Annotated in this window: 25 protein-coding genes and 1 tRNA gene; 15 read left to right on the top strand and 11 right to left on the bottom strand. The window is 47.7% G+C overall.

The annotated features are described in order from the left end of the window. The first annotated feature begins 31 nt into the window (after positions 1-31). The 3 genes from ACTHTA_RS00390 to ACTHTA_RS00380 all read left to right on the top strand — a co-directional run bounded on the left by ACTHTA_RS00390 (position 32) and on the right by ACTHTA_RS00380 (position 2,916). Positions 32-107, top strand: a tRNA-Asn gene (locus tag ACTHTA_RS00390). Between the two features lie 197 nt (positions 108-304). Further along, positions 305-1,096, top strand: coding sequence for a fimb protein (locus ACTHTA_RS00385; protein WP_308887200.1), 792 nt, complete (start codon positions 305-307; stop codon positions 1,094-1,096). Between the two features lie 260 nt (positions 1,097-1,356). Next, positions 1,357-2,916 carry a TerC family protein gene (locus tag ACTHTA_RS00380; RefSeq protein WP_308887201.1) on the top strand — a complete coding sequence of 520 codons (1,560 nt, stop codon included), beginning with the start codon at positions 1,357-1,359 and terminating at the stop codon, positions 2,914-2,916. A 63-nt stretch (positions 2,917-2,979) separates the two neighbouring features. Here ACTHTA_RS00380 and ACTHTA_RS00375 read toward each other — a convergent pair whose 3' ends face one another. Continuing rightward, positions 2,980-4,083, bottom strand: coding sequence for an anhydro-N-acetylmuramic acid kinase (locus ACTHTA_RS00375; RefSeq protein WP_440364133.1), 1,104 nt, complete (start codon positions 4,081-4,083; stop codon positions 2,980-2,982). A 153-nt stretch (positions 4,084-4,236) separates the two neighbouring features. Here ACTHTA_RS00375 and ACTHTA_RS00370 point away from each other — a divergent pair, with 153 nt between their 5' ends. Beyond that, positions 4,237-5,811 carry an inorganic phosphate transporter gene (locus ACTHTA_RS00370; RefSeq protein WP_308887203.1) on the top strand — a complete coding sequence of 525 codons (1,575 nt, stop codon included), beginning with the start codon at positions 4,237-4,239 and terminating at the stop codon, positions 5,809-5,811. Between the two features lie 347 nt (positions 5,812-6,158). On the opposite strand, the gene ACTHTA_RS00365 is transcribed toward ACTHTA_RS00370, so the two are convergent. The 3 genes from ACTHTA_RS00365 to secA all read right to left on the bottom strand — a co-directional run bounded on the left by ACTHTA_RS00365 (position 6,159) and on the right by secA (position 10,700). Beyond that, on the bottom strand, positions 6,159-6,596 hold the full coding sequence (locus ACTHTA_RS00365) for a ProQ/FINO family protein (protein ID WP_070749366.1): 438 nt from the start codon (positions 6,594-6,596) through the stop codon (positions 6,159-6,161). A 117-nt stretch (positions 6,597-6,713) separates the two neighbouring features. Beyond that, the gene (gene aroC, locus ACTHTA_RS00360) at positions 6,714-7,814 is read right to left on the bottom strand and encodes a chorismate synthase (RefSeq protein ID WP_308887204.1); all 1,101 of its coding nucleotides are present in this window, start codon (positions 7,812-7,814) and stop codon (positions 6,714-6,716) included. 132 nt (positions 7,815-7,946) lie between these two features. Next, a complete protein-coding gene (gene secA, locus ACTHTA_RS00355; RefSeq protein WP_308887205.1) occupies positions 7,947-10,700 on the bottom strand; it encodes a preprotein translocase subunit SecA in 2,754 nt (917 codons plus the stop codon). A 153-nt stretch (positions 10,701-10,853) separates the two neighbouring features. Between secA and ACTHTA_RS00350 the strand changes: the two genes are divergently transcribed. From ACTHTA_RS00350 to argF, 8 genes are all read left to right on the top strand, one after another. Further along, a complete protein-coding gene (locus ACTHTA_RS00350; protein ID WP_308887206.1) occupies positions 10,854-11,276 on the top strand; it encodes a DciA family protein in 423 nt (140 codons plus the stop codon). 291 nt (positions 11,277-11,567) lie between these two features. After that, positions 11,568-12,146, top strand: a complete 579-nt coding sequence (gene azu, locus ACTHTA_RS00345) for an azurin (protein WP_003684449.1) — start codon at positions 11,568-11,570, stop codon at positions 12,144-12,146. A gap of 85 nt (positions 12,147-12,231) precedes the next feature. After that, positions 12,232-12,741 (top strand): hemerythrin domain-containing protein, encoded by a 510-nt coding sequence (locus tag ACTHTA_RS00340; protein ID WP_254346978.1) that lies wholly within the window; start codon positions 12,232-12,234, stop codon positions 12,739-12,741. A gap of 34 nt (positions 12,742-12,775) precedes the next feature. Next, positions 12,776-13,396 (top strand): glucose-6-phosphate 1-dehydrogenase family protein, encoded by a 621-nt coding sequence (locus tag ACTHTA_RS00335; RefSeq protein ID WP_063075616.1) that lies wholly within the window; start codon positions 12,776-12,778, stop codon positions 13,394-13,396. A 112-nt stretch (positions 13,397-13,508) separates the two neighbouring features. After that, positions 13,509-14,642 carry a succinyl-diaminopimelate desuccinylase gene (gene dapE / locus ACTHTA_RS00330; RefSeq protein WP_308887207.1) on the top strand — a complete coding sequence of 378 codons (1,134 nt, stop codon included), beginning with the start codon at positions 13,509-13,511 and terminating at the stop codon, positions 14,640-14,642. A gap of 96 nt (positions 14,643-14,738) precedes the next feature. Continuing rightward, on the top strand, positions 14,739-15,494 hold the full coding sequence (locus ACTHTA_RS00325) for a methylated-DNA--[protein]-cysteine S-methyltransferase (protein WP_440364134.1): 756 nt from the start codon (positions 14,739-14,741) through the stop codon (positions 15,492-15,494). Between the two features lie 54 nt (positions 15,495-15,548). Further along, entirely contained in the window at positions 15,549-16,019 is a 471-nt protein-coding gene (locus ACTHTA_RS00320) for a GNAT family N-acetyltransferase (protein WP_308887209.1), read from the top strand. A 37-nt stretch (positions 16,020-16,056) separates the two neighbouring features. Next, positions 16,057-17,052, top strand: a complete 996-nt coding sequence (gene argF / locus ACTHTA_RS00315) for an ornithine carbamoyltransferase (protein WP_308887210.1) — start codon at positions 16,057-16,059, stop codon at positions 17,050-17,052. A 99-nt stretch (positions 17,053-17,151) separates the two neighbouring features. On the opposite strand, the gene ACTHTA_RS00310 is transcribed toward argF, so the two are convergent. From ACTHTA_RS00310 to hemN, 4 genes are all read right to left on the bottom strand, one after another. Next, positions 17,152-18,138 (bottom strand): TraB/GumN family protein, encoded by a 987-nt coding sequence (locus ACTHTA_RS00310; protein WP_313971483.1) that lies wholly within the window; start codon positions 18,136-18,138, stop codon positions 17,152-17,154. Positions 18,139-18,176: 38 nt separating this feature from the next. Then, complete coding sequence (locus tag ACTHTA_RS00305; RefSeq protein WP_004519627.1) at positions 18,177-18,422, bottom strand: DUF1289 domain-containing protein; 246 nt, start codon at positions 18,420-18,422, stop codon at positions 18,177-18,179. Positions 18,423-18,723: 301 nt separating this feature from the next. Then, entirely contained in the window at positions 18,724-19,056 is a 333-nt protein-coding gene (locus ACTHTA_RS00300; protein ID WP_049329518.1) for a hypothetical protein, read from the bottom strand. Positions 19,057-19,187: 131 nt separating this feature from the next. Next, positions 19,188-20,609 carry an oxygen-independent coproporphyrinogen III oxidase gene (gene hemN, locus ACTHTA_RS00295; protein ID WP_070591642.1) on the bottom strand — a complete coding sequence of 474 codons (1,422 nt, stop codon included), beginning with the start codon at positions 20,607-20,609 and terminating at the stop codon, positions 19,188-19,190. Between the two features lie 161 nt (positions 20,610-20,770). Here hemN and fnr point away from each other — a divergent pair, with 161 nt between their 5' ends. Beyond that, positions 20,771-21,505 (top strand): fumarate/nitrate reduction transcriptional regulator Fnr, encoded by a 735-nt coding sequence (gene fnr / locus ACTHTA_RS00290; protein WP_039862092.1) that lies wholly within the window; start codon positions 20,771-20,773, stop codon positions 21,503-21,505. Between the two features lie 86 nt (positions 21,506-21,591). Here the strand turns inward: fnr and ACTHTA_RS00285 are convergent, their stop codons facing one another. Next, the gene (locus ACTHTA_RS00285; RefSeq protein ID WP_308887849.1) at positions 21,592-22,542 is read right to left on the bottom strand and encodes a CysB family HTH-type transcriptional regulator; all 951 of its coding nucleotides are present in this window, start codon (positions 22,540-22,542) and stop codon (positions 21,592-21,594) included. A 442-nt stretch (positions 22,543-22,984) separates the two neighbouring features. Here ACTHTA_RS00285 and ACTHTA_RS00280 point away from each other — a divergent pair, with 442 nt between their 5' ends. After that, complete coding sequence (locus tag ACTHTA_RS00280; RefSeq protein WP_070749355.1) at positions 22,985-23,746, top strand: OmpA family protein; 762 nt, start codon at positions 22,985-22,987, stop codon at positions 23,744-23,746. Positions 23,747-23,881: 135 nt separating this feature from the next. Here ACTHTA_RS00280 and ACTHTA_RS00275 read toward each other — a convergent pair whose 3' ends face one another. Then, positions 23,882-24,310, bottom strand: coding sequence for a DUF4149 domain-containing protein (locus tag ACTHTA_RS00275; RefSeq protein WP_250590574.1), 429 nt, complete (start codon positions 24,308-24,310; stop codon positions 23,882-23,884). Between the two features lie 97 nt (positions 24,311-24,407). Then, positions 24,408-24,884 carry a transcription elongation factor GreA gene (greA, locus tag ACTHTA_RS00270; protein WP_003684304.1) on the bottom strand — a complete coding sequence of 159 codons (477 nt, stop codon included), beginning with the start codon at positions 24,882-24,884 and terminating at the stop codon, positions 24,408-24,410. Between the two features lie 344 nt (positions 24,885-25,228). Between greA and ACTHTA_RS00265 the strand changes: the two genes are divergently transcribed. Next, positions 25,229-26,638 carry a PepSY-associated TM helix domain-containing protein gene (locus ACTHTA_RS00265; RefSeq protein WP_308887851.1) on the top strand — a complete coding sequence of 470 codons (1,410 nt, stop codon included), beginning with the start codon at positions 25,229-25,231 and terminating at the stop codon, positions 26,636-26,638. Positions 26,639-26,651 lie beyond the last annotated feature (13 nt).

Genomic DNA, 26,651 nt, shown 5'->3' with positions numbered 1-26,651 from the left:
CTGATATTTTCTATATAATTCCATCTTTAATTCCCCGATAGCTCAGTCGGTAGAGCGACGGACTGTTAATCCGCAGGTCCCTGGTTCGAGCCCAGGTCGGGGAGCCAAATTTTAAAACCACCATGTTGCATGGTGGTTTTTATTTTATCTATTTATTAGTATTTTTAACATATTGATAATGCGTGGTGAGATGGTTGTACTTAATGCTTCAATTTTCAGACGGCCTACCAGCATATTTAAATATCTCATTTATTTTTTAAGCTATACATAATATTTATAGAAAAATAATATCTTATTGTTATTTATGGAAAACTCACATACATTACATTCTTTATCACGCTTTCGGTTCGCATTAAAAAATGCGGCATGGCACTTGTTGATTAGTCTGATTTTGGCAGGATTGGCCGCTTTGTTGGTATTTGGAGTTTGGTATCCTTATCCGTATGCCGAGCTGACAGGTGGATTGGCTTTATATAAACTGGTCATTTCAGTAGATATTGTTTGTGGTCCGTTGCTGACTTTGATTCTTGCCAGTCCGAGCAAGAAACTTAAAGAGAGGATTGTTGATTTTTCCTTAATCGGCATGATTCAGCTGGCTGCTTTGATTTATGGTTTATATAGTGTATCTTTGGCACGTCCAGTGGTTGCTGCATTTGAAACCGATAGGATAAATGTGGTAACTGCTGCAGAAATTGATGTAAATGATTTGAGCCATGCCCCGAAGGATTTGCAGGATTTATCTTGGTTTGGCGCGCGTCGTGTTGGGTTGCGTGAAGCAACGGGTCCGGATGAAGCTAACCAAAGTCTTGATTTGTCTTTGAAAGGTGTTGAACCGAGTATGAGGCCTTCTTGGTGGTTGCCAGATTCGCAGCAGGAACGTGAGAAAATTCGTAAGGCAATGAAACCGTTATTTGTCTTGGCAAAAGCCCGTGGCATGAGTGAGGAGTCAATTTTTAAACAGGCTTCGCTGGAAAACGATGGAAAAGAATTGTATTTCTTGCCATTTACCAGTGCGCGCAGTAAAGAATGGGTTGTGATATTGAATGATCAGGCAGATTTCTTGGGTTATGCGCCGATTGATGGTTTTATCAAGTAAGAAAAGGCCGTCTGAAAGCTGGTAAGTGATGGTATAGGCTGTTTTTAAAAGAAAATATGCTGCCAGACTTTGCCTTTCTTTCGTCAAACTGATAAACTGTTTGCCATTATTTTTGACCGAGGCATAAATTTTTCATGAAAGACGCAGAGCAGAGTAGTTGTTATACCGCTTCTTTCCCTTTATTTATGTCCGAACTTTGGCAGTCTGTCCGTTTTAAGCGGAACGGCTGCCTTTTTGTATTTTAAAGGAACACAATCATTATGGATTTCAGTTGGTTGGCAGAGCCGCATACCTGGATAGGCTTTGCCACGCTTCTGGTTTTGGAAGTTGTTTTAGGTATTGATAACCTTGTTTTCGTAGCGATTTTGGCAAACAAGGTTAAACCATCGCAACGTGATAGGGCGCGGATAACGGGCTTGGGTTTGGCCGTTGTTATTCGGATTTTCATGCTGGGCTTTATGGCGCACATCATGACGCTGACGCGTCCTTTGTTTGAGCTGGGAGGCTTGGAGATTTCCGGTAAAGATATGATTATGTTTGCCGGCGGTATTTTCCTGCTTTATAAAGCGACTACTGAGTTGCACGAACGCCTTGAAGGCCACAATCAATTTGCTGTTGCTGAAGGGCAGAAGAAGCATTCTGCTTTTTGGGGCGTTGTGGTGCAAATCTTGATTTTGGATGCGGTTTTCTCTATCGATTCTGTCATTACGGCAGTGGCGATGGTGGATCATATTGTGGTGGCAATGGGTGCGGTTGTTGTGGCGATGACGGTGATGATTTCCGCCAGCAAACCGTTGACTGCTTTTGTCGACAAGCATCCGACCGTCGTGATGTTGTGTTTGGGTTTCTTGTTGATGATTGGTTTCAGTCTGATTGCGGAAGCCTTCCATTTCCATATTCCGAAAGGCTATTTGTATGCGGCGATCGGCTTCTCGATTTTGATCGAACTGTTTAATCAGGTTTCGCAAAAGAATGCCCGTAAAAATGACTACATCAGCACTTCTTGGCGTAAGCGCACCGCTGAAAATGTGTTGGGCATGATGGGTATCCGCGAAAGCATTTTGGCAAAAGCAGGCGATAATGGCGGCGATGACGAGCATTTTGAAGAAAACGAAAAATCCATGATTCGCAGCGTGCTGACTTTGGCGGAGCGTCCGATTATGGGTGTGATGATTCCGCGTCGGGAAATCGAGAAATTGGATATTTCCCAAAGTCGGGAAGAACAAAATGCGCAGTTGAAAAATACGCCGTATAGCCGTTTGTTGGTTGTTGGTAAGGCAGGTGTAGATGAGCCGTTGGGCTATATCAGTAAAAAAGATTTGCTGAACCAGCTGCTTGAATCGGGAGAAATCAATATTCAGACGGCCTTGCGCCAGCCGTTGATTTTGCCGGATAGTACGACGGCGTTGAATGCGATTGAATTGTTCCGTCAAAGCAGCGCGGATTATGCGTTGGTGGTGGATGAGTTTGGCGCGGTGCTGGGTATGGTGACTATGAAAGATTTGTTGGAAACCATTGCCGGTGAGTTCCCCGAGGAATTCGAGCGTGAGGAAGAAGAAGCTGCTCCGGCCAGTCAGGATGAAACGCTGTCTGTGGATGGTGCATTGGAGTATGTGGAATTGGCTTCTCAATTAAACCTGCCTGCTCAAGAGGAAGACGCGGATTTCCATACCGTTGCCGGCTTGATTATGGAAGAATTGCAAAGTATTCCTGATGTGGGCGACTTCATCGATTATCATGGCTGGCGTTTTGAAGTGGTTGAGAAGGATGGGCAACGTATTGCCCGTGTGAAAATCAACCGTTTGCCGGAAGAAGAATAAGTAAAGGCTAATATAGTAAAGGCCGTCTGAAAATGTTCAGACAGCCTTTTTATTTGTTCAACTTTAGTTGCCGTAATGTCCTGAGCCTAAGATTCGGTGTGAATGTGCGCCGGTTGCATGGTGGGGATTGCTCGGAACTTGATTGCACCAACAGGCTGCAAGCCAGGCAAAAGCGGCTGCTTCGACCCACTGCGGGTCAAGATAGAGCTTGGCTGTGCTGTGCAATTTGGTGTTGGGAGAAAACAGGGTTTCCAAGTCTTGCATCAAAATCGGATTGCGGATGCCGCCGCCGCAGATATAAAGATTATGAATCGCCGGAGCAGCTTGTTTGGTCGCATCAAAAATGGTTTGTGCGGTATAAAAGACCAATGTGCGTATCACATCTTCTGGCTTTTCATCACCTTTCAGACGGCCTTGAAGCCAGCTTAGGGAAAACAACTCTCGACCTGTACTTTTCGGATAAGGGCGGCTGAAGTAAGGATGGTCGAGCAGGGAAACGAGCAGGTCAGGGAGGATTTCGCCTTGTGCGGCTTTTTCCCCATTTTTGTCGTAAGGCTGCTGCCAAATATGTTGCATCCATGCATCCATCAACATATTGCCGGGGCCGGTATCGAAGCCGAAAGAAGGGTTGTCGGGCGGGAGGATGCTGATATTGGAAATGCCGCCAATGTTGAGTACGGCACGGGTTTCATTCGCATCTTGAAACAGCGCTTCGTGAAAAGCGGGGACGAGGGGCGCACCTTGACCGTTGCAGGCAAGGTCACGGCTGCGGAAGTCGCCGATCGTGAAAATGCCGGTCAGTTCGGCCAATAGTGGGAGGTTGACCAGTTGAATGCTGTAACCGTGTTTAGGCGCATGGCGGATGGTTTGTCCGTGGCAGCCGATTGCGGCAATGTCTTTGGCCGACAGGTTTTGTTCTGCCAATAGTTGCTGGACGGTTTGGTCGTATAGGCGGCTGAGTGTTTGAGCCAGGATATTGCTTCTGTGCAATTCATTTTCGCCTATATTTTGCAGTGCCAACAATTCTTGGCGCAGGCCGTCTGAATAGGGTAAAAAGCTGTGGGCAACGGCGCGTTGCCATTGCTTGCCTTGCATTTGAATCAGTACGGCATCGGCGCCGTCCATGCTGGTTCCGGACATGATGCCGATATAGTATTGGGGTTGCATTTCGGTTACAGAAAGAGAAGGTAAAATGACATTTTAACGCCTTTTGACGTTTTTACGGGAATTTCGGCATTTAATGTAAATAGTTGGTGCAAGAAAGATTACAAAAAGGTTAAAATAACGCGACTCAACATGTTTTCCAAAAGGAAACTTTCCATGGCTCAAACTCAGTCGAGTGCGAACTTGAAGCTGATTAATACGGTTTTTGCCGCTATGCTTGTGAGCATGGTCGGCTATTTTATTTATTGGGGCTTGGGTTATACCCACTACAACCACTCCGGCCTGTTTATCCTTGCTACCTTTTTCGGCGTCTTCATGGCGTTTAATGTGGGTGGCAACGATATTGCCAACTCTTTCGGTACAAGTGTCGGCTCCGGCACTTTGACCATTCCGCAAGCCTTGCTGATTGCGGCAGTATTTGAAGTCAGCGGCGCAGTGATTGCTGGCGGCGAGGTAACAGATACTATCCGTAAGGGTATTGTCGATTTGAATGGCATGCATCTGGATCCAATGCAGTTTGTCTTTATTATGATGTCTGCGCTTTTGGCTGCGGCATTGTGGCTGCTTTTCGCATCGCACAAAGGTCTGCCGGTTTCCACTACACATGCCATTATCGGCGGTATCGTCGGTAGTGCTTTGTGTATGGCGGCATTGAACGGTGTGGATTCCGTTGCGCTGATTCAATGGGACAAGTTGGGCGAAATTGCCTTATCTTGGATATTGTCTCCGGTTTTGGGCGGCATCGTTTCCTATCTGTTGTTTTCACGAATTAAGAAAAATGTTTTAGACTACAACTCTTGGGCTGATAATACGCTCAAAGGCATCAAGCTGGAGAAGAAAGCTTATAAAGAAGAGCATCGCCTGTTTTTTGAAGCCTTAAGTGAATCTGAAAAAGTCGAATACGCCACCAAAATGGCGCATGATGCCCAAATCTATGATGAGCCGGACTTTGATCCTGAAGAATTGCAGTCTGAGTATTATCGCGGTCTGCACCGCTTTGACAGCCGTAAGGGTGAAGTAGATTCTTACAAAGCGCTGCATTCCTGGGTGCCGTTTATTGCTTCTGTCGGTGGCATGATGATTGCGGCAATGTTGATTTTCAAAGGTCTGAAAAATCTGCATTTGGGTATGAGCAACGTCAACAGCTTCCTGACCATTTTCATGATTGGCGCGGCTATTTGGATGGGTACGTTTGTATTTGCCAAAAGTTTAAAACGCAAAGATTTGGATAAATCGACTTTTCAAATGTTCTCATGGATGCAGGTATTTACCGCTTGCGGTTTTGCATTCAGCCATGGTGCGAACGATATTGCCAATGCGATTGGTCCGTTTGCCGCGATTATGGATGTGTTGCGTACCAACAGCATTACCGCTCAAAACGCCGTGCCGCCTATTGCCATGTTGACTTTTGGTATCGCATTGATCGTCGGCTTGTGGTTTGTCGGCAAAGAAGTGATTAAAACCGTTGGCACCAGCTTGGCAGAAATGCACCCCGCGTCAGGTTTTTCTGCTGAGCTTTCTGCTGCTGCCGTCGTGATGGCCGCATCATTTATGGGCTTGCCTGTTTCCAGTACCCATATCTTGGTGGGTGCAGTTTTGGGTATCGGCTTGGTTAACCGCAATGCCAACTGGAAATTGATGAAACCGATCGGCCTTGCTTGGGTTATTACCTTGCCTGCTGCTGCCATTTTGTCTGTTGTCAGCTATTTGATTTTGCAAGCAGTGTTTTAATTGATTATTTGATTTAAAAGGGCCGTCTGAAAGATCGATTTCAGACGGCCTTTGCTTATTTTTGTAAGGGGTAGATTTTAGTTTATTTTAACGATGCATAAATCATGTTGTTCAATGTTTGAACTGATACAAGAATAACCAAGGTAATAGAGAAATACCTTATTGGGAATAGCTTAGAAAAGATTTTGGTTTCAAAACTTGGCTTGGTGAGGATATAAACAAAGCTATTTTTAATCAGCCTACTATAAGGTTAAGGCAATAAAAAGCCCCAATCCATCGACGTTTAAGTGTCGTATTGAACTGGGGTTTTTTCTATTTAGTATGAGCCTTATCAGGCCGTCTGAACATTATTCAGCAGCTTCGTTGATCTCAGCTTGTGCAGGAGCCGCTTCTGCTTCAGTGGTAGCCTTGGCGGCTTGGCGTTCGGCTTGTGCAGCCAATGCCTGTTGAACGGCTGGGTGCTGTTGGGCGATGGTTTGTTCTTCTGCGCTGACTTCGCCTTTGAAGCGGTTGTTCAAGTCAAAACGTTTGCCGCCGCGAGCCAGGGCTTTCAGATAGCGTGGACGGCGGCAGTGGTTGGCCAGTACGCGTGCAATCAGTGCAGGGTCGTATTGGGGCAGGGCGGCAACCAAGTCTTGGTCGATACCAACGGCCAACGGTTTGAATCGTTTGAATACATCATATTTGCCGTAGATGTGGTCGGCAATCATGTCTGTCTGTTTTTTCTTGCTCATGGTTTGGACGGCAGATTTCAGCGCAGCGCCCAAAGCGGTTTCTTGTGCCATTGCGGTTGTATTCCTCTAATATAAATCCGTATTTTCGTCATACGGCAATAAGGTGCTATTGTAGTATAAAGACTGTGATTTGGCTAAATTTTTCTGAGAATATTCAGAAATAAACGGTTATTTCTTCAGTTTGGTAATGTCCGGTGTATTTACCTGAACGTCGGCATTTTGCGCACGATGGCGTAAAGCGTGATCAATCAATACCAAGGCCAGCATGGCTTCTGCAATCGGAGCGGCGCGTAGGCCAACGCAGGGGTCGTGGCGGCCGTGTGTGGCAAGTTCGACAGGGTTGCCCTCTATATCAATGCTGCGGCGCAGTGTGGCGATAGAGCTGGTAGGCTTGATGGCAATATTCACATGAATGTCTTGTCCGGTGCTGATGCCGCCCAAGATGCCGCCTGAGTGGTTGGATAGAAAGCCTTGTGGCGTGAGCTCGTCGCCATGCTCGCTGCCGCGTTGCGTTACGCTATCAAAACCTGCACCGATTTCCACGCCTTTGACAGCATTGATGCCCATCATGGCGTAGGCAATTTCTGCATCGAGGCGGTCAAAAACCGGTTCGCCCAAGCCGACAGGGACGTTGGCTGCTTCGATATGAAGTTTTGCGCCGACAGAATCCAATGATTTGCGCACGCTGTCCATATAGTTTTCCAAGTCCTCAATTTGGCTTTGGTTTGCTGCAAAAAAAGGATTTTGGGAAATATATTTGTAGCCTTCAAACTGGATTTCTTTTTCGCCGACTTGGGTAACGTAGGCGGTAATTTCCGTACCGAATTTTTCTTTCAGCCATTTTTTAGCGACTGCTCCAGCTGCAACGCGGGCAGCGGTTTCGCGGGCGGAACTTCTACCGCCGCCGCGATAGTCGCGTGTACCGTATTTGTGCCAGTAGGTGTAATCGGCATGTCCGGGGCGGAAGCTGGTGGCGATATTGCCATAGTCTTTGCTGCGTTGGTCGGTATTGCGGATTAGGAGGGCGATGGGTGTGCCGGTGGTTTTGCCTTCGAATACGCCGGAGAGGATTTCGACTTGGTCGGCTTCGCGGCGTTGGGTAACGTGGCGGCTGGTGCCGGGTTTGCGGCGGTCAAGGTCATATTGGATATCCGCTTCGCTCAATTCTAATCCGGGCGGGCAGCCGTCAATGATGCAGCCCAAGCCTGCGCCGTGGCTTTCGCCGAAAGTGGTAACGGTAAAGATTTGTCCGAAGGTATTTCCTGCCATAGGGATACTCTTTTGAAATTGGGTTTGGAAATTTTTTGCTTATTTGGATAATTCTCAGGCCGTCTGAACAGATGTGAGAACGAAATCAAAGATTCTCGTTTCACCGTTCAGACGGCCTTTTGAGATGACTGCTTAGTTCAATTTACCGTGGCACTGTTTGTATTTCAGGCCGCTGCCGCAAGGGCAAGGATCATTGCGGTGAACAATCAGGCCGTTTTGTGCAAGCGCTTCAGGGCTGAAGTCTGTGCCGTCAGGGTCGAACGCTTCGGTAACCAAATCGGTTTGCGATTGACCGAGCAATTCTTCCATATCAGGCGCATCGGAGTGGACGGTTTGAACATCGCTGACACTTTGTGCGGCGGTGTGGTCGTATTCGCTGTTGCGCTCGATTTGAACGGCGGTCAGCAAAGCGGCAATGTTTTGTTTGATACTGCGCCACAGGTTTTCAAACATGGCGAAAGCTTCGCGTTTGTATTCCTGTTTCGGATTTTTTTGAGCATAGCTGCGCAGATGGATGCCTTGGCGCAGGTAGTCCATGGCGGCGAGGTGTTCGCGCCATTGGTTGTCGATAACTTGCAGCATAACATTGCGTTCGAAGTCAGACATAGCCTGTTTGCCGACCAATTCGACTTTTTCGGCGTATTCGTCTTCGATGCGTTTGATGAGGCGTTCTTTAATGTCTTGGTTGTCCAAAGTGCTGTCTTCTTTCAGCCAGCCTTTAATATCGACATGCAGGCGGAAATCGGCGGCAAGTTGGTGCTCCAGTGCCGGAATGTCCCATTGTTCTTCCATGCTGTCAGGTGGGATATGGTAATCAACCAAGTCGCTGATAACGTCGGCGCGGATTTCGCGGGTCAAATCGCTGACGTCTTTGTTGGTCAGGATTTCGTTACGTTGATGGTAAATCACTTTACGTTGGTCGTTGGCAACGTCATCGTATTCCAAAACTTGTTTACGCATATCGAAGTTGCGGCCTTCGACTTTACGTTGTGCGCCTTCGATTTGACGGGTCAGCAGGCCGTGTTCGATGGCAACGCCGCGCTCAGGTGCCAGACGGTTGAGGATGGCGGCGGCACGGTCGAGCGCAAAGAGGCGCAACAATGGGTCTTCAAACGACAGATAGAAACGGCTGGAGCCGGGGTCGCCCTGACGGCCCGCACGACCACGCAATTGGTTGTCGATACGGCGGCTTTCATGGCGTTCTGTACCGATAATGTGCAAACCGCCTGCGGCCACAACTTGGTCGTGTTCGGCTTGCCAACCGCTTTCAAGGGCGGAAATTTGCGCTTGTTTTTGCTGTTCGCTCAAGGTTTCATCGGCACGGATGGCTTCGATTTGATGTTTGAGGTTGCCGCCCAAGACAATATCGGTACCGCGGCCTGCCATGTTGGTGGCAACGGTAATTGCGCCGACTTTACCGGCTTGGGCTACAATCAATGCCTCGCGCTCGTGTTCTTTGGCATTCAGAACGTTATGCGGCAAACCTGCTTCGTGTAACAAGCGGGAAACCAGTTCGGAGTTTTCGATGCTGGTTGTACCGACCAAAACCGGTTGGCCGTTTTTGTGGCATTCGGCGATGTCTTTGACGACGGCTTCAAATTTTTCTTCGGCTGAACGGAAGATTTGGTCGTTGAAGTCTTTACGTTGTACAGGGCGGTTGGTCGGGATGATGACGGTTTCGAGGTTGTAAATGCTTTGGAACTCGAAGGCTTCGGTGTCGGCCGTACCGGTCATGCCGGACAGTTTGTTGTACAGGCGGAAGTAGTTTTGGAAGGTAATAGACGCGAGCGTTTGGTTTTCGCGTTTGATTTCTACGCCTTCTTTGGCTTCAACGGCTTGGTGCAAGCCTTCGGACCAACGGCGGCCGGCCATCAGACGGCCTGTGAATTCGTCCACAATCACGATTTCGCCGTTTTGAATGACGTAGTGTTGGTCTTTGTGGAACAGGGTGTGTGCGCGCAATGCAGCCATGAGGTGGTGCATCAGGGAAATATTGGCGGCAGAGTAGAGCGAATCGTTTTCCTGCAATAAGCCCATTTGAGTCAGGATTTGCTCGGCGTGTTCGTGACCGGCTTCGCTCAGGATGACTTGGTGTGCTTTTTCATCTACCCAGTAATCGCCTTCGCCTTCTTCGGTTTCTTGGCGGATAAGGTGGGCAGGAACGGCGTTCATCACACGGTAGAGCTGGATGTTGTCATCCGCCTGGCCGGAAATAATCAGCGGCGTACGTGCTTCGTCAATCAGAATGGAGTCCACTTCGTCGACAACGGCAAAGTTCAATTCGCGTTGAACTTTGTCGTATTGGTCGGTCACCATATTGTCGCGCAGGTAGTCGAAACCGAATTCGTTGTTTGTACCGTAAGTAATGTCGGCACCGTAAGCAGTTTGGCGTTCGAAAGGTTGCAAATCGGCGACGATCACGCCGACGCTTAAGCCTAAGAAGTTGTACAACGGCTCCATAATGCTTGCGTCACGGGAGGCGAGGTAGTCGTTGACGGTAACAACGTGGACGCCTTTTCCTGACAATGCATTCAGGTAAACGGCAAGGGTGGCCACTAGAGTTTTACCTTCACCGGTACGCATTTCGGCGATTTTACCGTTGTGCAGGACCATACCGCCGATCAGCTGTACATCGAAGTGGCGCATGCCCAATACACGGCTCGATGCTTCGCGGCAGACGGCAAAGGCTTCGACCAAGATGTCGTCCAAGCTTTGTCCGTCGGCGAGACGTTGTTTGAATTCGGCTGTTTTAGCTTGCAGTTCTGCATCGCTCAAGGCCTGCATTTGTTTCTCAAGCGCGTTGATTTTGGCAACGGATTTACGATATTGTTTCAGCAGGCGGTCGTTGCGGCTGCCGAAGATTTTCTTAGCAATGTTTGTCAGCATGAATAATTCCTGCGCCTTGATATAATAGTGGGCGAAACTGGGATTTTAACACAAGCGCCTATATAACGCGGTAATGCTGTTTGAAATAAAGGCGGTTTTGCTGTATTTCAATTGTAATTGTTTGGTTAATTCACTGAGAGGCCGTCTGAAACTATGGATTTAGCACAATTAGGCAAACGCGATCATTTATTGGCGGGCTTGTTGCAACAATCGCAACAATGGCGGAAATTGGATGCAAAAATCAAAACGGTTTTGCCGGCAAACCTGCATCCGCATTTTCAGACGGCCTGCGTAGAAGACGGAAGATTGGTCTTGCTTGCCGCCAACAATATGGCTGCTTCGCGTTTGAAAATGATCCTGCCTGCCATGTTGCCCAAGTTGCAAACATTGCATGCAGGCGTAAGGGAAGTGGTGGTCAGGGTAGTTCCCAAGCCTCCGGCTCAGCTGAAAACCAATAGTTTGCGATTGAGTGAGGCAGCTTTAGACAGCTTCGATGAGGCGGCAGCCAAATTGGAAGGCAAACATCCCGAATTGGCGGCGGCATTGGCAGAATTGGTACGCAAGCATAGCCGTTAAAATTATGTTAAATGAGATTATAGTTAATAAATGTTAAAATTTATATCGTTCGGCTGATAGTATCTAATACTAAAGAAATACGACCTAGAAAGTATCTGTTTTCTTTTAGGTAAACTGATGTAAACTTGGCTTGAAACTTTGATTTCGTGTGAAGTTTGTAGCAAAATAACGCCTGAATTTCACATCACGCTATGCGGATAAATTTTAGTTTGGCGTTTGCCTTTTATTAATATATTCGTGTGGTGCTATTAATAGAACTTAACAAAACTCTCATCATTAGGAGATACATCAATGAAAGCTTATCTGGCTCTGATTTCCGCTGCCGTTATCGGCTTGGCTGCATGCTCTCAAGAAGCTGCAAAACCTGCAGAAGCCCCTGCTGCTTCTGCTGCTTCCGAAGCTGCCCCCGCAGAAACTACTGCACCTGCTGATGCAGCTCCTGCTTCTGAAGCCGCTCCGGCCGACGCTGCCGCTGCTCCTGCTGCCGGCAACTGCGCGACTACTGTTGAAGCCAACGACGCTATGCAGTTCAACACTAAAGAAATCCAAGTAAGCAAAGCTTGTAAAGAATTCACCATCACCCTGAAACACACCGGTACCCAACCTAAAACCAGCATGGGTCACAACATTGTCATCGGTAAAGCTGAAGACATGGACGGTATTTTCAAAGATGGCGTTGGCGCAGCTGACACTGACTACGTCAAACCTGATGATGCACGTGTTGTTGCCCACACCAAACTGATCGGTGGCGGCGAAGAATCTTCTTTGACTCTGGATCCAGCCAAACTGGCTGACGGCGAATACAAATTCGCTTGCACCTTCCCAGGTCACGGCGCTTTGATGAACGGTAAAGTTACTTTGGTTGACTAATCCGCCTAAAGCTCGAAAACAGACAGCCTGCCTTGCGCAGGCTGTTTTGTTATAATCTGGAAACATTAATTTAAGAATAAATCCTATGAATCCGTTTGAAACCAAAAGCGTTACTTTTGCCGAACCCATTGAAATGCTGTACGCCTGCCACGGCAAAGTGCGCCGTTTCTGCAATCAGATTGCCATGTTGTCGGACTATATTGCCGAAAACGGCTGCAATCAAGTCGTTTTGCAAACCATCCGCCAAATTGCCCAGTATTTCAACGTTGCCGCGCCGTTGCACCATGAAGATGAAGAAGAAAACTTTTTTCCGCTTTTGTTGCAATATGCGCCGCAAGCTCAAGAAAGCGTTGACGAGCTGTTGCGCCAACATGTCAGCCTGCATAGCAACTGGGACGGTGTAGCGGCTGAATTTGCCAAGCTTGAAGCGGACAACGCCTATATCCCTGATGCTGAAGCATTCAAACGTTTTGTCGCAGGATATGATGTTCATCTGGCGATTGAAGAGCCGCTGTTTGATATGGGCAAAACCTTTATCCCCAAAGAAAAACTGACCGAAATCGGCGAAATTATGGCCGCACGCCGCCGCAAATAAGGCCGTCTGAAACAATCGTCTCAAGGAATACACTATGCTGACCCCAAAAAGTTGTGATTTGTTCAATATCCCTTTTTTCCAGTTTTCCCAGCTTAAAAAATACCAGCCTGAAAGTATTCCGCAAATCAAGGCAGACTATAAAGAAAACTGGCAGGTATGGCAGCAGCTAATCCAGCAGGTTGCCGCCGAATTGGGTGCACCGTTTGCGCCGCCGCATATCGAACGCTGGTGTAACGGCTGGCAGGTGCGCGCTCATTTCTTTGCCTATTTCAAATACGAACAATATAAAAATTCCGCAGCGATTTTATCGATTTTGCTGAATCGCCGCCGTTTGAGTGTCAGCTTGGACTGGCATTGCTATAAAGCCGATGTTTCCCCCATTGCGCTGCCTGATTACAACCGCTGGCTGGATAATTTTGATACCGAAAAATACGCTTCATTCGATATGTGGCACGGTGCGGAAAGCGAATATGACGACTATCGCACCGTCGCCCAACAAAGCGACGGCGATAGAAAGCTTCGAGACGACAAAGATTTCTTCTGTATCGGGAAACATATCGAACGTGATGATTTGGGCAAGCAGGATGTCGTGAAATGGATAGTGGAAACAGTGGAAGACTTACTGCCGCTTTACGAAGCTTGTCATGGAAAATAACTCAGAATACCGAAAGGCAGACTGCCTATTCAGTATCTTCAAATAAACTCAAGGCCGTCTGAAAATCATATTCAGAACGTTTCAGACGGCCTGTTTCTCAAAGTGATCAAATATGACCGAAACCCAATCCCTAGAGCTTGCCAAAGAGCTGATTTCCCGCCCGTCCGTGACGCCGGATGACCAAAACTGCCAACAACTGCTGGTCGAACGCCTGCAGAAAATCGGTTTTGCCGTCGAAGAGCTTCATTTTGGCGACACCAAAAACGTTTGGTTGCGCCGCGGTACTCAGGCTCCGGTGTTCTGCTTTGCCGGACATACCGACGTCGTGCCGACAGGCCCTGTTGAAAAATGGGATTCGCCACCGTTTGAACCGACCGAGCGTGAAGGCCGTCTGTATGGCCGCGGCGCGGCGGATATGAAAACCAGCATTGCCTGTTTTGTTACCGCCTGCGAGCGATTCGTTGCCGAAAATCCCAATCATCAAGGCAGCATCGCGCTCCTGATTACTTCGGACGAAGAGGGTGATGCGCTGGACGGTACGACCAAAGTCGTCGATGTGTTGAAAGCGCGCGGCGAGTTGATTGATTACTGTATCGTCGGTGAACCGACTGCCGTGGATAAATTAGGCGATATGTTGAAAAACGGCCGCCGTGGCTCGCTGTCGGGCAATCTGACCGTCAAAGGCAAGCAAGGCCATATTGCCTATCCGCATTTGGCGATCAATCCCGTGCATACTTTTGCCCCGGCCTTGTTAGAGCTGACACAAGAAGTCTGGGACGAGGGCAACGAATACTTCCCACCGACCAGTTTCCAAATTTCCAATATCAACGGCGGCACAGGTGCGACCAATGTGATTCCGGGCGAGCTGAACGTCAAATTCAATTTCCGTTTCTCTACCGAGTCCACCGAAGAAGGGTTGAAACAACGCGTTCACTCCATTTTGGACAAACACGGCGTGCAATACGATTTGCAGTGGTCTTGCTCAGGCCAACCTTTCCTGACTCAGGCAGGAAAATTGACCGATGTGGCACGCGAAGCCATTGCCGAGATTTGTGGCATTGAGGCCGAATTGTCCACTACCGGCGGTACTTCGGACGGACGCTTCATCAAAGCCATTGCCAAAGAACTCATCGAGTTAGGCCCGTCCAACGCGACCATCCACCAAATCAACGAAAACGTACGTTTGGAAGATATTCCGAAGCTGTCGGCAGTGTATGAAGATATGTTGAAACGCCTGTTGAAGTGAAAAGGCCGTAGTAGGCTTTGAAAAACGATAGGGCGATACGATTCTTTTGTTCTTTTTGTTTTCTCTTAAGTTATCGATAATTGGACAAGGCAAAATATGATTACACTGCCTTCTTTAAACGATCTTCCATCAAAGTGGAATGAAATCCGCGAGCAGTTGGAAACCGACTTTTCTGCCGACCTCGAAGCCTTGCTGCACGAGCGTCTTACTGAACACGAAGCCAAGCAGTTCGAGCAGGATTTTATTGACTGTATCGGTTGCGCGCCTGAAGAATATGTCCGTATCCGCCGAGCCATCCGACTGTTGGAAACGCGTTATCCGGATAGTCCGAACGAACTGACTGCGGTCGTGGTTGCTACGCCGTTGGGCGAGATGTTGGCGGTGTTCGGCAGTAAGGGTTTGTGTCTGCTGGAATTTGTCGGGCAGAAACATATGGGACAGGAAATCATGGCTGTCCAAAAAGCTTTACGCGGGCAGTTTATTTTCCAAGAAAATGAGCAAACGCAACTTTTGCGTCAAGAATTGGATTTATACTTTCAAGGCCGTCTGAAAGTTTTTGTGACACCTTTGGAAACGATAGGTACAGCTTTTCAGCAGCAGGTGTGGAATGCGCTGCTGACCATTCCTTACGGCGAAACGCGCAGCTACAAGGAGCAGGCGCAGCAGTTGGGTAATCCCAAAGCCATTCGCGCCGTTGCCGCTGCAAACGGACAGAATAAGGTGTCTATCTTGATTCCCTGCCACCGTGTCATCGGCAGCGACGGTAAACTGACCGGCTACGCAGGCGGTTTGAACCGCAAACAATCGTTGCTTGCGTTGGAGCGAGGCGAAGTTCAGACGGCCTTGTTTTGAAGAGGGGGAGGTTGGGCATAAATGCCTGACCTACGATTGTAAAAGGAACGAAATATGGCTATTAGAAAAACGGTTGCAGCCGATATGGCACGAATCGGCGAATTACTGTATCAGGTACACGACGTACATGCCGATTTGCGTCCCGATTTGTACAAAAAGGGCGGTCGAAAATATTCGGATGAAGAAATTGCCGCACTGATTGCCGATGAAGGCAAGGTCGTTTTTGTTTACGAAGATGAAGCCCGAATGGTGCAGGCATACGCCATTTGCTTTTTTCAGGCGACCTCGGGCGTACCGTCGCTGCATGAACGCAAGGTTTTGTTTATCGACGATTTGTGCGTGGACGCTTCGCAGCGCGGCAAGAAAATCGGCGAAAAACTTTATCGTTATGTCGTCGATTTCGCCCGTTCGTCGGGTTGCAACAGCCTGACCTTATACGTTGCCAATGCCAACGGCGGTGCATTAGGCTTTTATGAAAAATTGGGTATGGAGCCGTTGAAAACATTGATGGAGCAAAGGCTTTAATGCTGATAAACGGTTAATGCAAAGGAGAAATACGAATATGAACCTGAAAAACCGCCATTTTTTAAAACTTTTGGATTTTACGCCTGAAGAAATCACCACCTATCTCGACCTTGCCGCCGAATTGAAAGCCGCTAAAAAAGCAGGGCGCGAGGTGCAGCGTATGAAGGGAAAAAACATCGCCCTGATTTTCGAGAAAACATCGACCCGCACCCGTTGCGCGTTTGAAGTGGCCGCACGCGACCAAGGCGCAGGGGTAACTTATCTGGAACCTTCTGCCAGCCAAATCGGGCATAAGGAAAGCATTAAGGATACGGCGCGTGTTTTAGGGCGGATGTTTGACGGTATCGAATATCGCGGTTTTGGACAGGATGTAGTGGAAGAGCTGGCCAAGTATGCAGGCGTGCCTGTGTTCAATGGTTTGACCAACGAGTTTCACCCGACTCAAATGCTCGCCGATGCGCTGACGATGCGCGAACATAGCGACAAGCCTTTGAACCAAATTGCGTTTGCCTACGTCGGAGATGCGCGTTACAACATGGCCAATTCGTTGCTGGTGTTGGCTGCGAAATTGGGCATGGACGTGCGTATCGGTGCGCCGAAAAGTTTGTGGCCGTCTGAAAACATTATCGAGACGGTGCAGGCTGTTGCCAAAGAGACCGGCGGACGGATTCTGTTGACGGAGAATGTGCAGGAAGCCGTGAAAGGCGTGGATTTTATCCATACCGATGTGTGGGTCAGTATGGGCGAGCCTAAAGAGGCTTGGCAGGAACGTATTGATTTGCTGAAAGGTTACCGCGTTACGCCTGAGCTGATGGCGGCGGCGGAAAATCTGCAAGTCAAGTTTATGCACTGTCTGCCTGCTTTCCATAATCGCGAAACCAAAGTCGGCGAATGGATTTATGAGACATTCGGCCTGAATGGTGTGGAAGTAACGGAAGAAGTCTTTGAAAGCGAAGCCAGCATTGTGTTTGATCAGGCAGAAAACCGGATGCATACGATTAAAGCGGTGATGGTAGCGGCATTGGGCGATTGATTGTTACGCTCAACATTGCTTACTGCTTCATTTAATAGAGATTAAATAAAGGCCGTCTGAAAGAAAGACTTTCAGACGGCCTTGTCGTTTGATTGGAGTTTATTGCCAAATCAGGACTTTGGGTTCGGGCGTTACTTGATAGCCTTCTTGACGCAATAGTTCGATTAAGCCTTTTTCGCTGGGTAAATGGGCAATACCGACGGCAAAGAGGGTGCTTTGTTTGGCGGATTGCTTGCGGATTTCAGGCAGCCATGCCAAGTTACGCCGAATCAGGAGGTCGTTTTTCAGCCAATCGGACATGGCTTTGGCGTATTTGGTATCAACAAGTTTGAGGGTGCGTTGTTCGGTTTCTTCCAAAAGTGGGATGAGTTCTTCAAAGCGGCCGTCTGAATAGGCTTGATGGAGTTTTTTGATATCTTCGGTTTCTTCTTTATTGGTTTTAATACTGGCTTTCAGAAAGTTGAGCATGGTTTTTTCAGGCTGGGCTTTGAAGATCGCGGTAACATCGTCCAAGCTTTCTAATGAACCACGCGGCTTATTGATGTCGGCGGCCGCGTTGGTCAGCAACATATCTGCACCGGTTTCTGAGCTATACCCTTTGGGAAATGTACTGCCGGCAAAAATGAATGCCGCCCACGGATGGAGTTTGTCGGCAATTTGGGCGATGGGTCGGCTTTCTTCATTTTGTGAATAGATTTCTTGTAAAAGACGGAAATCTGTTTTGCCAAGCTTGCGACTGAGCGGTTCGGTACTCATGACTTCCTTGAAGTATTTTTGATACATTTTTTTCGTTTCCGGACTGCTGTCCGGCAGTGGGTCAACTTCTGTGGTCAGTTGGTCGGTGGATTGCAATAGTTTGACTGCATCGGAAGACAAGGTTTGATTGGTTTGCCCCATGTGGATGGTGCCGAGCAGGTAGGAATTGGGTTGGCCTTCTTTGCTGATTTTCCAAACATTGCTGGTCAGTTTAGGCTGCTGCCAGTTAAGTTCGGCGGGTTTGTTGTCGGATGAAGTTGCGGCGGGTTTGCAGGCACCCAAGGCAAGGGCGGTCAATGGAACAAGCAGGCAGGCGAGTAGTTTTTTCATGTTTTTCCTTATTGTGGTGTGCGGTAGGTAAGGGGAATTTAGAAATCGAGCAGGTTTTGAACAGGATGTTCGCCCGTTTCGGTTTTTTCCATTTTGCGGTTGCGGATTTTGGCCTTCCTGAGGGATAGAAGGTGCATGACTTGGTGCTTTTGGCTGTCGGTCATCTGGAGCCAGTACAAGCGCTCTTCTCGGCTGCGCAGACAGCCTTTGCAATAGCCTTTGGCATTGGCTTCGCAAACGCCGATGCAGGGGCTGGGGATGGGGAAAAAATCGGGTTGTTCCATATTTTAAAAGCGTTTGAGATAAGAGACCGGACAAACCGAAATTTCAGACTGCTTTCGCTTTCGTCTAAACATAGCAAGTGTATCCGGTAGGATTTCTACCAATATTCAATTGAGTTGTTCATTTTAAACCCAATTACTGCCATGGTATCGTATCGATTCAAATAGGAGGAGCAAAGTGTACAGTAAGGTCTCCAAGAACAATTACGGTATGTTTGGCAGAATCATGTTTTAATACAAATCTGGAGTTCCTCTATATTTTGATTTTCAGACGACCTTATGCCCAGCTCCAACTATTTGCACTTTATGACTTAATCAGTTTACGCAAAGACTGATTGTTGTATTTGATATCGGCAATCATTCGGTCGTATTGATGCATTCTACGGAGCGAGCGGGTAATCAGATAGACCGAGAAAATAATCAAACTGATGTTCATCAGACTGACCAGTGCGAGCAAAGGCCAAACATCAACGGCTTCGTACCATTTCGATGTCGCAATCAGCGCACTGAAAATAGACAAAGGGAGTGCGAAAACGGCAATGCCCGTACGCATGATAGCAAGTGCCGTGCGTTTTTCAGCAAGGAGAAGCTGCACTTGATTGATGCTGAGGATATCGTTTTGCTGCTCGGTAATCATAGGATACGCGCCTATACAAATTAACTTTGAATCCTGATAAAGCGGGAAATATGGTTTTATGTTACCCGAAAGTATTGAAAATAAAAACAAAGGTCATCTGAAAATTTTCAGACGACCTTTTCTATTCCTATTTATACGGTTTGCGAGTATTTGGCTTTGGTTTCTTTATGGCGCAGATGGTAGTCGAACACCATGGCGATGTTGCGGATCAGGAAACGGCCCTTCGGCGTAACGGTCAGACTGTGTGGTTTGAGACGAACCAAGCCGAGGGTTTCCAGTTGCTTCATATCTTCCAGTTCGGCTGCAAAATAGCGGCTAAACGGAATACCGAACACGCTTTCGTAAATTTGATAATCAAGTGAGAAACGGCACATTAAATCCTGAATGATGTTGCGGCGCAGAATATCGTCTTGATTGAGCTGGTAGCCGCGCATAATCGGCAGATGTCCGGCATCAAGTGCGGCGTAATAGGCATCGATGTCGCGCTCGTTTTGGGAGTAGGTGCTGCCGATTTTGCCGATAGAGGATACGCCGATTGCCACCAAGTCGCAGTCGGCATAGGTCGAGTAGCCTTGGAAGTTGCGTTGCAGAAAGCCTTCTTTGAGGGCGATGGAGAGTTCGTCGTCAGGTTTGGCAAAGTGGTCCATACCGATGAAGACATAGCCGCGCTCGGTCAGGGTTTGAACGCAATATTGCAGCATATCGAGTTTTTCTTCGCTGCCGGGTACGACATTGGTGTCGATACGGCGTTGCGGTTTGAAGATATGCGGCAGGTGGGCGTAGTGGTAAAGGGCAAGGCGGTCGGGATCGAGGGACAAGACCGTGTCGATGGTGGTTTTGATGCTTTCTGTGTTTTGGTGCGGCAGGCCGTAAATCAAATCGACGCTGACCGATTTAAACCCGGCTTCGCGTGCGGCATCAATTACTTCTTTGGTTTCTTCATAACTTTGAATGCGGTTGACGGCTTCCTGCACTTTAGGGTCAAAGTCTTGAATACCGACACTCATGCGGTTGAAACCGAGTTTGCCCAATTTGAGGACGGTTTCGCGGCTGACTTTGCGCGGGTCGATTTCGATGGAGTATTCGCCGTTGGGAATCAGCTGGAAGTATTTACGAATCATGTCGAAGACGCGCTCGAGTTGGTCGTCGCTCAGGAATGTGGGCGTACCGCCGCCGAAGTGCAGCTGCGCGAGCTGGTGTCTTCCGCCCAAATGCGGTGCCAGCAATTCCATTTCTTTTTCCAGATACTGGATATAGGCATCGGCACGGCTTTTGTCTTTGGTAATGATTTTGTTGCAGCCGCAGTAGTAGCAGATGGTATTGCAGAAGGGGATGTGGATGTAGAGCGAAAGGGGTTTGTTGAGCGCTCCCGTATTGCGCAGGCTTAAAGCTTGGATATATTCGGCTTCTTTAAAGCCTTCATGGAAGCGGTCGGCAGTCGGGTAGGATGTATAACGGGGACCGCTTGATGGCAAACTGGCAATCAATTCACGATCGAATTCTGGTAATTCGTTGTTTGTGTTGGTGTTATTTGAGATGGGGATGATTTTCATGGTTGGGCTTGTAGTATAAAGTAGGGAAATTAGGGAAAATTTTAGTCAAAATTTCGATAGTTTGGTAGAATGCCTGATAATGATATGCCGACTTTGACTTGGGTCAATAGTTGTTCGGCTTCATCAGGGATTTATAGAACTATGCAGATTAAGGGTGCGTTATGGCTACACACAATGCAACACATCAAATGAAAACCTTGTGTTCCACATGTTCTTTACGCGAGCTGTGTTTGCCTGTCGGACTGATGCCTAACGAATTTTCACAATTGGACGCGGTTATTCGTCAAAGCCGCCGTCTGAAAAAAGGTGAATACCTGTTCCGTGCCGGTGAGCCGTTTACCTCTTTGTTTGCCATCCGTGCGGGCTTCTTTAAGACAACAGTCGCCAGCCAAGATGGACGAGATCAGGTAACCGGCTTTTTTATGTCGGGCGAGCTGATCGGTATGGATGGGATTTGTTCCCATATTCACAGCTGTGATGCTGTGGCTTTGGAAGACAGCGAGGTATGCGAGCTTCCGTTTACACATATTGAAGAACTCGGTCAGGATATTCCTAGCCTTCGTTCTCACTTTTTCCGCTTGATGAGCCGCGAAATTGTCCGAGATCAGGGCGTTATGCTGCTTTTGGGCAATATGCGCGCTGAAGAGCGATTGGCAGCATTCTTACTCAACCTGTCTCAGCGTCTCTATTCACGAGGATTCGCCGCCAATGATTTTATCCTGCGGATGTCGCGTGAGGAAATCGGCAGCTATTTGGGGCTGAAACTGGAAACAGTCAGCCGCACCTTGTCTAAATTCCATCATGAAGGCTTGATTTCGGTTGAACATAAGCACATCAAAATCTTAGATGCGACAACCTTGAAGAAAATGGTTTCCGGTTGTTCGCACGCTATCTGAATCTTAGGCCGTCTGAAATATTTCAGACGGCCTTTTTAACAAGAATTAAAGAATAATTGTTAAGTTACGAAAGTGATAGTCAGATATCAAATTGAAAAATCTTCAACAACCGGCGTGTACAGAATGCGGTCGACTACTTCTCTGGTCAGTTTCGGTGCAAATATCTGGATAAAGTCATACGCGTAACCACGCAGGTAGGTATCAGTGCGTAAGGCTATCCAAGTGGGCGACGGTTCAAATAAGTGTGCCGCATCAATAAGCTGTAAATCTTGATCGACAACGGGATCGTACGCCATTTTGGCCATCAAACCAACGCCCAAGCCTAAGCGGACATACGTCTTCAATACATCCGTATCGGCAGCTGATAAGGCAACATCAGGTTGCTCAATATGCGCTTTATTAAATGTACGCGCGATGCTGCTGCCGGAATTAAAAGCAAATTCGTAAGTAACCAGCGGAAATAAAGCCAAATCTTCAAGGCTTAAAGGATTGCGGCAGTCCAAAAGAGGGTGGTCGTGCGGAACAATGACGGCATGGTTCCATTCATAGCAGGGTAGTTTGCCCAACTCGGGGTGATCGTCAATGCGTTCGGTAATAATTGCCAAATCCGCTTCGCCGCTGCTGACCATTTGCGCAATGGCAGAAGGGCTGCCTTGTTTGATGGTCAAATTGACTTTAGGGTAGTTTTTGACAAACTCCGCAACGATTTTTGGCAAAGCATAACGCGCCTGGGTATGCGTTGTCGCGATGGTCAGGGAGCCGCTGTCATGATCGGTAAATTCGCTGCCGATATTTTTAATGTTTTGTACATCACGCAAAATCCGTTCCGAAATCTCTAATACGGCTTTGCCCGGTTGCGAAACGGAAACCACACGTTTGCCGCTGCGGATAAAAATTTGAATACCCAATTCTTCTTCAAGCAGGCGGATTTGTTTGGAAATGCCGGGCTGGGATGTGAAAAGCGCATCGGCGGCTTCTGAGACATTCAGATTGTGTCGGTAAACCTCAAGGGCATAACGTAATTGTTGCAGTTTCATGGTAGCAGTACCGGATACGTTGTTAATGTGGATTTTGTGCGACAAACGGCATGTAATTTAACATATTTTGCCCAGTTTTGCCCCGAGTTTTGAAAACGGTTGTTTTTAATGGAAATATCTTTTAACGATATGAAAACGGGAAATTCAGGAAAGAAGAGGGAAAGGGGTTTTGTTGTTTTTGTACAACTTAAGGTGGATGAATTGTCTGATTTTGCCCTAAATTAATGACACAAGATTGATTTTTCGGCATGATTAACTACTAGGAAGCAGGCACTTCATGATTGTTTGAAGGCATCGAGTATTGACAGTTTGCCTTGCGCTTCTTTATAGTGCAACCTGATATATCCGATTTGTCGCTGTTTTGATACTGCGGCCTGTATATTGGTACTTTGCAGCGGTTGCTTTCCTAGTCCGCCGCATAACAATTTAATGAGGGAATAAAATGACCAAACAGCTGAAATTAAGCGCACTGTTCGTTGCCTTGGTTGCCTCCGGCACCGCTATGGCCAGCGAAGCGCACACCAAACACGGCTACGTCGTAAGCAGCCAATCTCAAGAAGTTGTCCGCAACAACTATGGCGAATGCTGGAAAACCAGCTATTTTGACAAAGAGACCCAAGGTCGTGTCGAATGTGGTGATCGTGAAGCAGTTGCTCCCGTACAACAAGCTCCTGAGTATGTTGACGAGACTGTTTCCCTGTCTACTAAAACTCTGTTCGGCTTCGACAAAGATAACCTGCGTCCTGAAGCTCAAGAAAAACTGGACGCTTTGGCTCAACGCCTGAGCAACGAAAGCGTACAAACTGTACGTGTTGAAGGTCACACTGACTTCATGGGTTCTGAAGAATACAACCAAGCTCTGTCTGAGCGTCGTGCTAACGTAGTTGCTAACTACTTGGTAGGCCGTGGCGTTGCTTCTAGCAAAATCTCTGCAGTAGGTCTGGGCGAATCTCAAGCTCAAATGACTGCTACTTGTGAAGCTGAAGTTGCTAAACTGGGTAAAAAAGTTTCTAAAGCTAAGAAACGTGCTGCCCTTATCGCTTGTATCGAACCTGACCGTCGCGTTGATGTTAAAATCCGCAGCGTTGTTACTCGTCAAGTTGCTCCAGGCCAAACTATCGAAGGTCAAGGCGAATTGCCTGCTACTGATGAAGGTTGGATCCCAGCTCCTTACAATGGCGTTCACGGTTACGCTAAACCTTAATCGGTTTGTGAAAAATGCCCTGCAATATGCAGGGCATTTTTTTATAGTTTATATTTGAAGAGTCGGGGAATTTATGATTCAAAATAAAAGGCCGTCTGAAAAATTTATTTTCAGACGGCCTTTTATTAAGACGGATTAGTTTGGCTTGGGCCATTTCCATACGCAGATGGCTGCCAGTATCGTACAAATCAAAAAGATGATATTGGATAAGCCGTGCCAAACGCCGAATGTTCCGCCTACTAGGGACAGCAGCCAGTTATCCAGACCATACTTGTGTGCCTCGATAACCGGTGTAACCAAAAGATGGTTGCAGGCTAAGAGTAACCAAAGGACCAATATCCACCAAGAAAGTGAGGCCAGTTGCCGTCTGAAAAAGGCATAGGCTGCGCCAAAAATAACTAAGCCACATAGTGCTGTAATGGCAAACAAAATGCCGGCAATTTCTCCCGCCTGCATTTTAGGCAGAAGGCGGAACAGGATTGGGGCGGTAACATAGCCTGCGGTCAGTTGCATACCGAGCCACATGGCGGCGGCGGTTTGGATAATTTTGTACAGTAGATTCATTATGTTTCTCCTGAGAATATTTCACTTTTTCTATTATGGTGTTTTTAGGTACAACAAAAGGCCGTCTGGAAATGTTTTCAGACGGCCTTTTGTTTATTTAGATATATTGTACGGCAATGATGTCATATTCACGTACGCCGCCGGGTGCTTGAACTTCTGCAACGTCGCCTTCTTCTTTGCCGATTAAGGCGCGGGCAATGGGGGAGCCAACGTAGATTTTGCGTTCTTTGATGTCTGCCTCATCTTCACCGACGATTTGGTAGGTAACTTGTTCTTCAGTTTCCAAATCTTCCAGTGTTACAGTTGTGCCGAACACGATTTTACCTTCTGCATGGATTTCGGCAGGGTTGATGATGTGCGCCATAGAGAGTTTGTGTTCCAACTCGGCGATGCGACCTTCGATAAAGCCTTGACGCTCTTTGGCGGCTTCGTATTCTGCGTTTTCAGACAAGTCGCCGTGCGAACGTGCTTCGGCGATGGCTTCGATGACTTCTGGGCGTGCTACGCTTTTGAGGTGTTGAAGTTCTTGTTTCAACAATTCTGCACCACGGACGGTCAAAGGGATTTTTTGCATTGAGTTCTCCATGAAAGCATGATAATGCTTTTAAAATTTTATCCGGCCACGCGCGGTAGCCGGATTGGAAATAAAAACACAAGCCGCCAAAGCTTGGCGGCTTGATGAATAAATAAGTAATGTCTGTATTCTACCAAATTCTGCCGAAACCGCAATGATTAAAACGGATTTTCAGTAAAGTGTTGTTTTCTGTCTATTTTGTTTTTTCAGACGGCCTGAAAACTAAATATTGAAGTATTTCAAAGCTGCATTGGAAAAACGGTTTCTTAAATGAATGTTTTTGATTAAAATACCTGTTGCTAATTCGTAATAATTAGTCTACTTTAACTATATGAAGAGAAAATATGGAAACAAAACCAACTTCCCAAAATGAACAACAGGCTAACCGCCGTTATTTAACTGTTTGGCGATGGCATTTTTATGCCGGGCTTTTGGTTGCGCCGTTTTTAACCCTGCTGGCTGTTACAGGGTTGGGAATGCTGCTATTCGCCAATATCACCGGTAAAGAAGGCGAACGCATACATATTACGCCGCAGGCAGTGGTGCAGCCTTTGTCGGCTCAGGCTGAGGCCGCCAGACAGTTTGTGAATCCGGAAACTGCTTCTGTAGTGCAATATATTGCGCCGCGCGCAGATGATATGGTTGCCGTATTCCGCGTGAACAATGATGATAAAGCTACTATGGTTGCCGTTGATCCCTATACGGCAAAAGTTGTGAATACGATGCCGCGCGGTCAAGGCTGGTATCACACGATGGACGAAATCCACGGCGATATGATGTTCGGCCCGGTGGGTGACTATCTGCTGGAAACTACCGCGTCGCTGACCATCCTGATGATAATCACGGGGATTTATTTGTGGTGGGCGAAACAGCGCAGCCTGAAATCCATGCTTGTGCCGAAAGCAGGCAAAGGACGCACATGGTGGCGTAGCATGCACGGAGCATTTGGCACTTGGGTTTCTTTGATTTTGTTGCTGTTCTGTCTGTCAGGTATTGCTTGGGCGGGAATTTGGGGCGGTAAAGTGGTTCAGGCGTGGAGTCAATTTCCTGCCGGTAAATGGGGTGTGGAGCCTAATCCGGTATCTTCCGTGCCAACCCATGGTGATGTGCTGAATGACGGTAAATCTAAAGAAGTGCCATGGATTTTGGAGTTGACGCCTATGCCGGTTTCCGGTACGACAATGGGTGAAAACGGTATTAATCCAAGTGAGCCGATGACTTTGGAGACGGTTGACCGCTTTGCCCGCGAAATCGGTTTCAAAGGCCGCTACCAACTCAACCTGCCCAAAGGCGAAACGGGCGTGTGGACGCTGTCGCAGGATTCGATGAGCTACGACATGGTCAGCCCGACCGCCGACCGCACGGTGCACATCGACCAATACAGCGGCAAAATCCTGGCCGACATCCGTTTCGACGATTACAACTTCTTCGGCAAATTCATGGCGGCCAGCATCGCGCTGCACATGGGGACGCTGGGCTGGTGGAGCGTGTTGGCGAACGTCTTGTTCTGCCTGGCGGTTATTTTCATCTGCGTCAGCGGCTGTGTAATGTGGTGGAAACGCCGTCCTTCGGAAGCACGTGGTTTGGTTCCTCCTGCACAGAAAATCAAATTGCCGGTATGGTGGGCAATGGCTGTGCCACTTCTGATTTTGGCTGTGATTTTCCCGACAGCCATTGCTGCAATCGCTGTTATTTGGATTTTGGATACACTGTTGTTGTCGCGTATCCCGGCATTGGCAAGATGGTTTAAATAACCGCCCGATGTGA

It is taken from the genome of Neisseria sp. P0013.S005 (assembly GCF_051958425.1).
GTDB classification, from domain to species: domain Bacteria; phylum Pseudomonadota; class Gammaproteobacteria; order Burkholderiales; family Neisseriaceae; genus Neisseria; species Neisseria subflava.
The sequence above is the reverse complement of the archived record's forward strand: the minus strand, read 5'-3'. Positions and strand labels throughout refer to the sequence as shown.

Excerpts from the sequence above, each read along its gene's own strand:
- ACTHTA_RS00265 (WP_308887851.1), top strand. The coding sequence starts at position 25,229 with ATGGAAACAAAACCAACTTCCCAAAATGAACAACAGGCTAACCGCCGT.
- ACTHTA_RS00370 (WP_308887203.1), top strand. The coding sequence starts at position 4,237 with ATGGCTCAAACTCAGTCGAGTGCGAACTTGAAGCTGATTAATACGGTT.
- argF (WP_308887210.1), top strand. The coding sequence starts at position 16,057 with ATGAACCTGAAAAACCGCCATTTTTTAAAACTTTTGGATTTTACGCCT.
- ACTHTA_RS00325 (WP_440364134.1), top strand. The coding sequence starts at position 14,739 with ATGATTACACTGCCTTCTTTAAACGATCTTCCATCAAAGTGGAATGAA.
- ACTHTA_RS00310 (WP_313971483.1), bottom strand. The coding sequence starts at position 18,138 with ATGAAAAAACTACTCGCCTGCCTGCTTGTTCCATTGACCGCCCTTGCC.
- azu (WP_003684449.1), top strand. The coding sequence starts at position 11,568 with ATGAAAGCTTATCTGGCTCTGATTTCCGCTGCCGTTATCGGCTTGGCT.
- ACTHTA_RS00320 (WP_308887209.1), top strand. The coding sequence starts at position 15,549 with ATGGCTATTAGAAAAACGGTTGCAGCCGATATGGCACGAATCGGCGAA.
- ACTHTA_RS00300 (WP_049329518.1), bottom strand. The coding sequence starts at position 19,056 with ATGATTACCGAGCAGCAAAACGATATCCTCAGCATCAATCAAGTGCAG.
- ACTHTA_RS00285 (WP_308887849.1), bottom strand. The coding sequence starts at position 22,542 with ATGAAACTGCAACAATTACGTTATGCCCTTGAGGTTTACCGACACAAT.
- fnr (WP_039862092.1), top strand. The coding sequence starts at position 20,771 with ATGGCTACACACAATGCAACACATCAAATGAAAACCTTGTGTTCCACA.
- ACTHTA_RS00280 (WP_070749355.1), top strand. The coding sequence starts at position 22,985 with ATGACCAAACAGCTGAAATTAAGCGCACTGTTCGTTGCCTTGGTTGCC.
- ACTHTA_RS00375 (WP_440364133.1), bottom strand. The coding sequence starts at position 4,083 with ATGCAACCCCAATACTATATCGGCATCATGTCCGGAACCAGCATGGAC.
- dapE (WP_308887207.1), top strand. The coding sequence starts at position 13,509 with ATGACCGAAACCCAATCCCTAGAGCTTGCCAAAGAGCTGATTTCCCGC.
- ACTHTA_RS00275 (WP_250590574.1), bottom strand. The coding sequence starts at position 24,310 with ATGAATCTACTGTACAAAATTATCCAAACCGCCGCCGCCATGTGGCTC.
- ACTHTA_RS00350 (WP_308887206.1), top strand. The coding sequence starts at position 10,854 with ATGGATTTAGCACAATTAGGCAAACGCGATCATTTATTGGCGGGCTTG.
- ACTHTA_RS00305 (WP_004519627.1), bottom strand. The coding sequence starts at position 18,422 with ATGGAACAACCCGATTTTTTCCCCATCCCCAGCCCCTGCATCGGCGTT.
- ACTHTA_RS00335 (WP_063075616.1), top strand. The coding sequence starts at position 12,776 with ATGCTGACCCCAAAAAGTTGTGATTTGTTCAATATCCCTTTTTTCCAG.
- ACTHTA_RS00380 (WP_308887201.1), top strand. The coding sequence starts at position 1,357 with ATGGATTTCAGTTGGTTGGCAGAGCCGCATACCTGGATAGGCTTTGCC.
- aroC (WP_308887204.1), bottom strand. The coding sequence starts at position 7,814 with ATGGCAGGAAATACCTTCGGACAAATCTTTACCGTTACCACTTTCGGC.
- ACTHTA_RS00385 (WP_308887200.1), top strand. The coding sequence starts at position 305 with ATGGAAAACTCACATACATTACATTCTTTATCACGCTTTCGGTTCGCA.
- secA (WP_308887205.1), bottom strand. The coding sequence starts at position 10,700 with ATGCTGACAAACATTGCTAAGAAAATCTTCGGCAGCCGCAACGACCGC.
- hemN (WP_070591642.1), bottom strand. The coding sequence starts at position 20,609 with ATGAAAATCATCCCCATCTCAAATAACACCAACACAAACAACGAATTA.
- ACTHTA_RS00340 (WP_254346978.1), top strand. The coding sequence starts at position 12,232 with ATGAATCCGTTTGAAACCAAAAGCGTTACTTTTGCCGAACCCATTGAA.
- ACTHTA_RS00365 (WP_070749366.1), bottom strand. The coding sequence starts at position 6,596 with ATGGCACAAGAAACCGCTTTGGGCGCTGCGCTGAAATCTGCCGTCCAA.
- greA (WP_003684304.1), bottom strand. The coding sequence starts at position 24,884 with ATGCAAAAAATCCCTTTGACCGTCCGTGGTGCAGAATTGTTGAAACAA.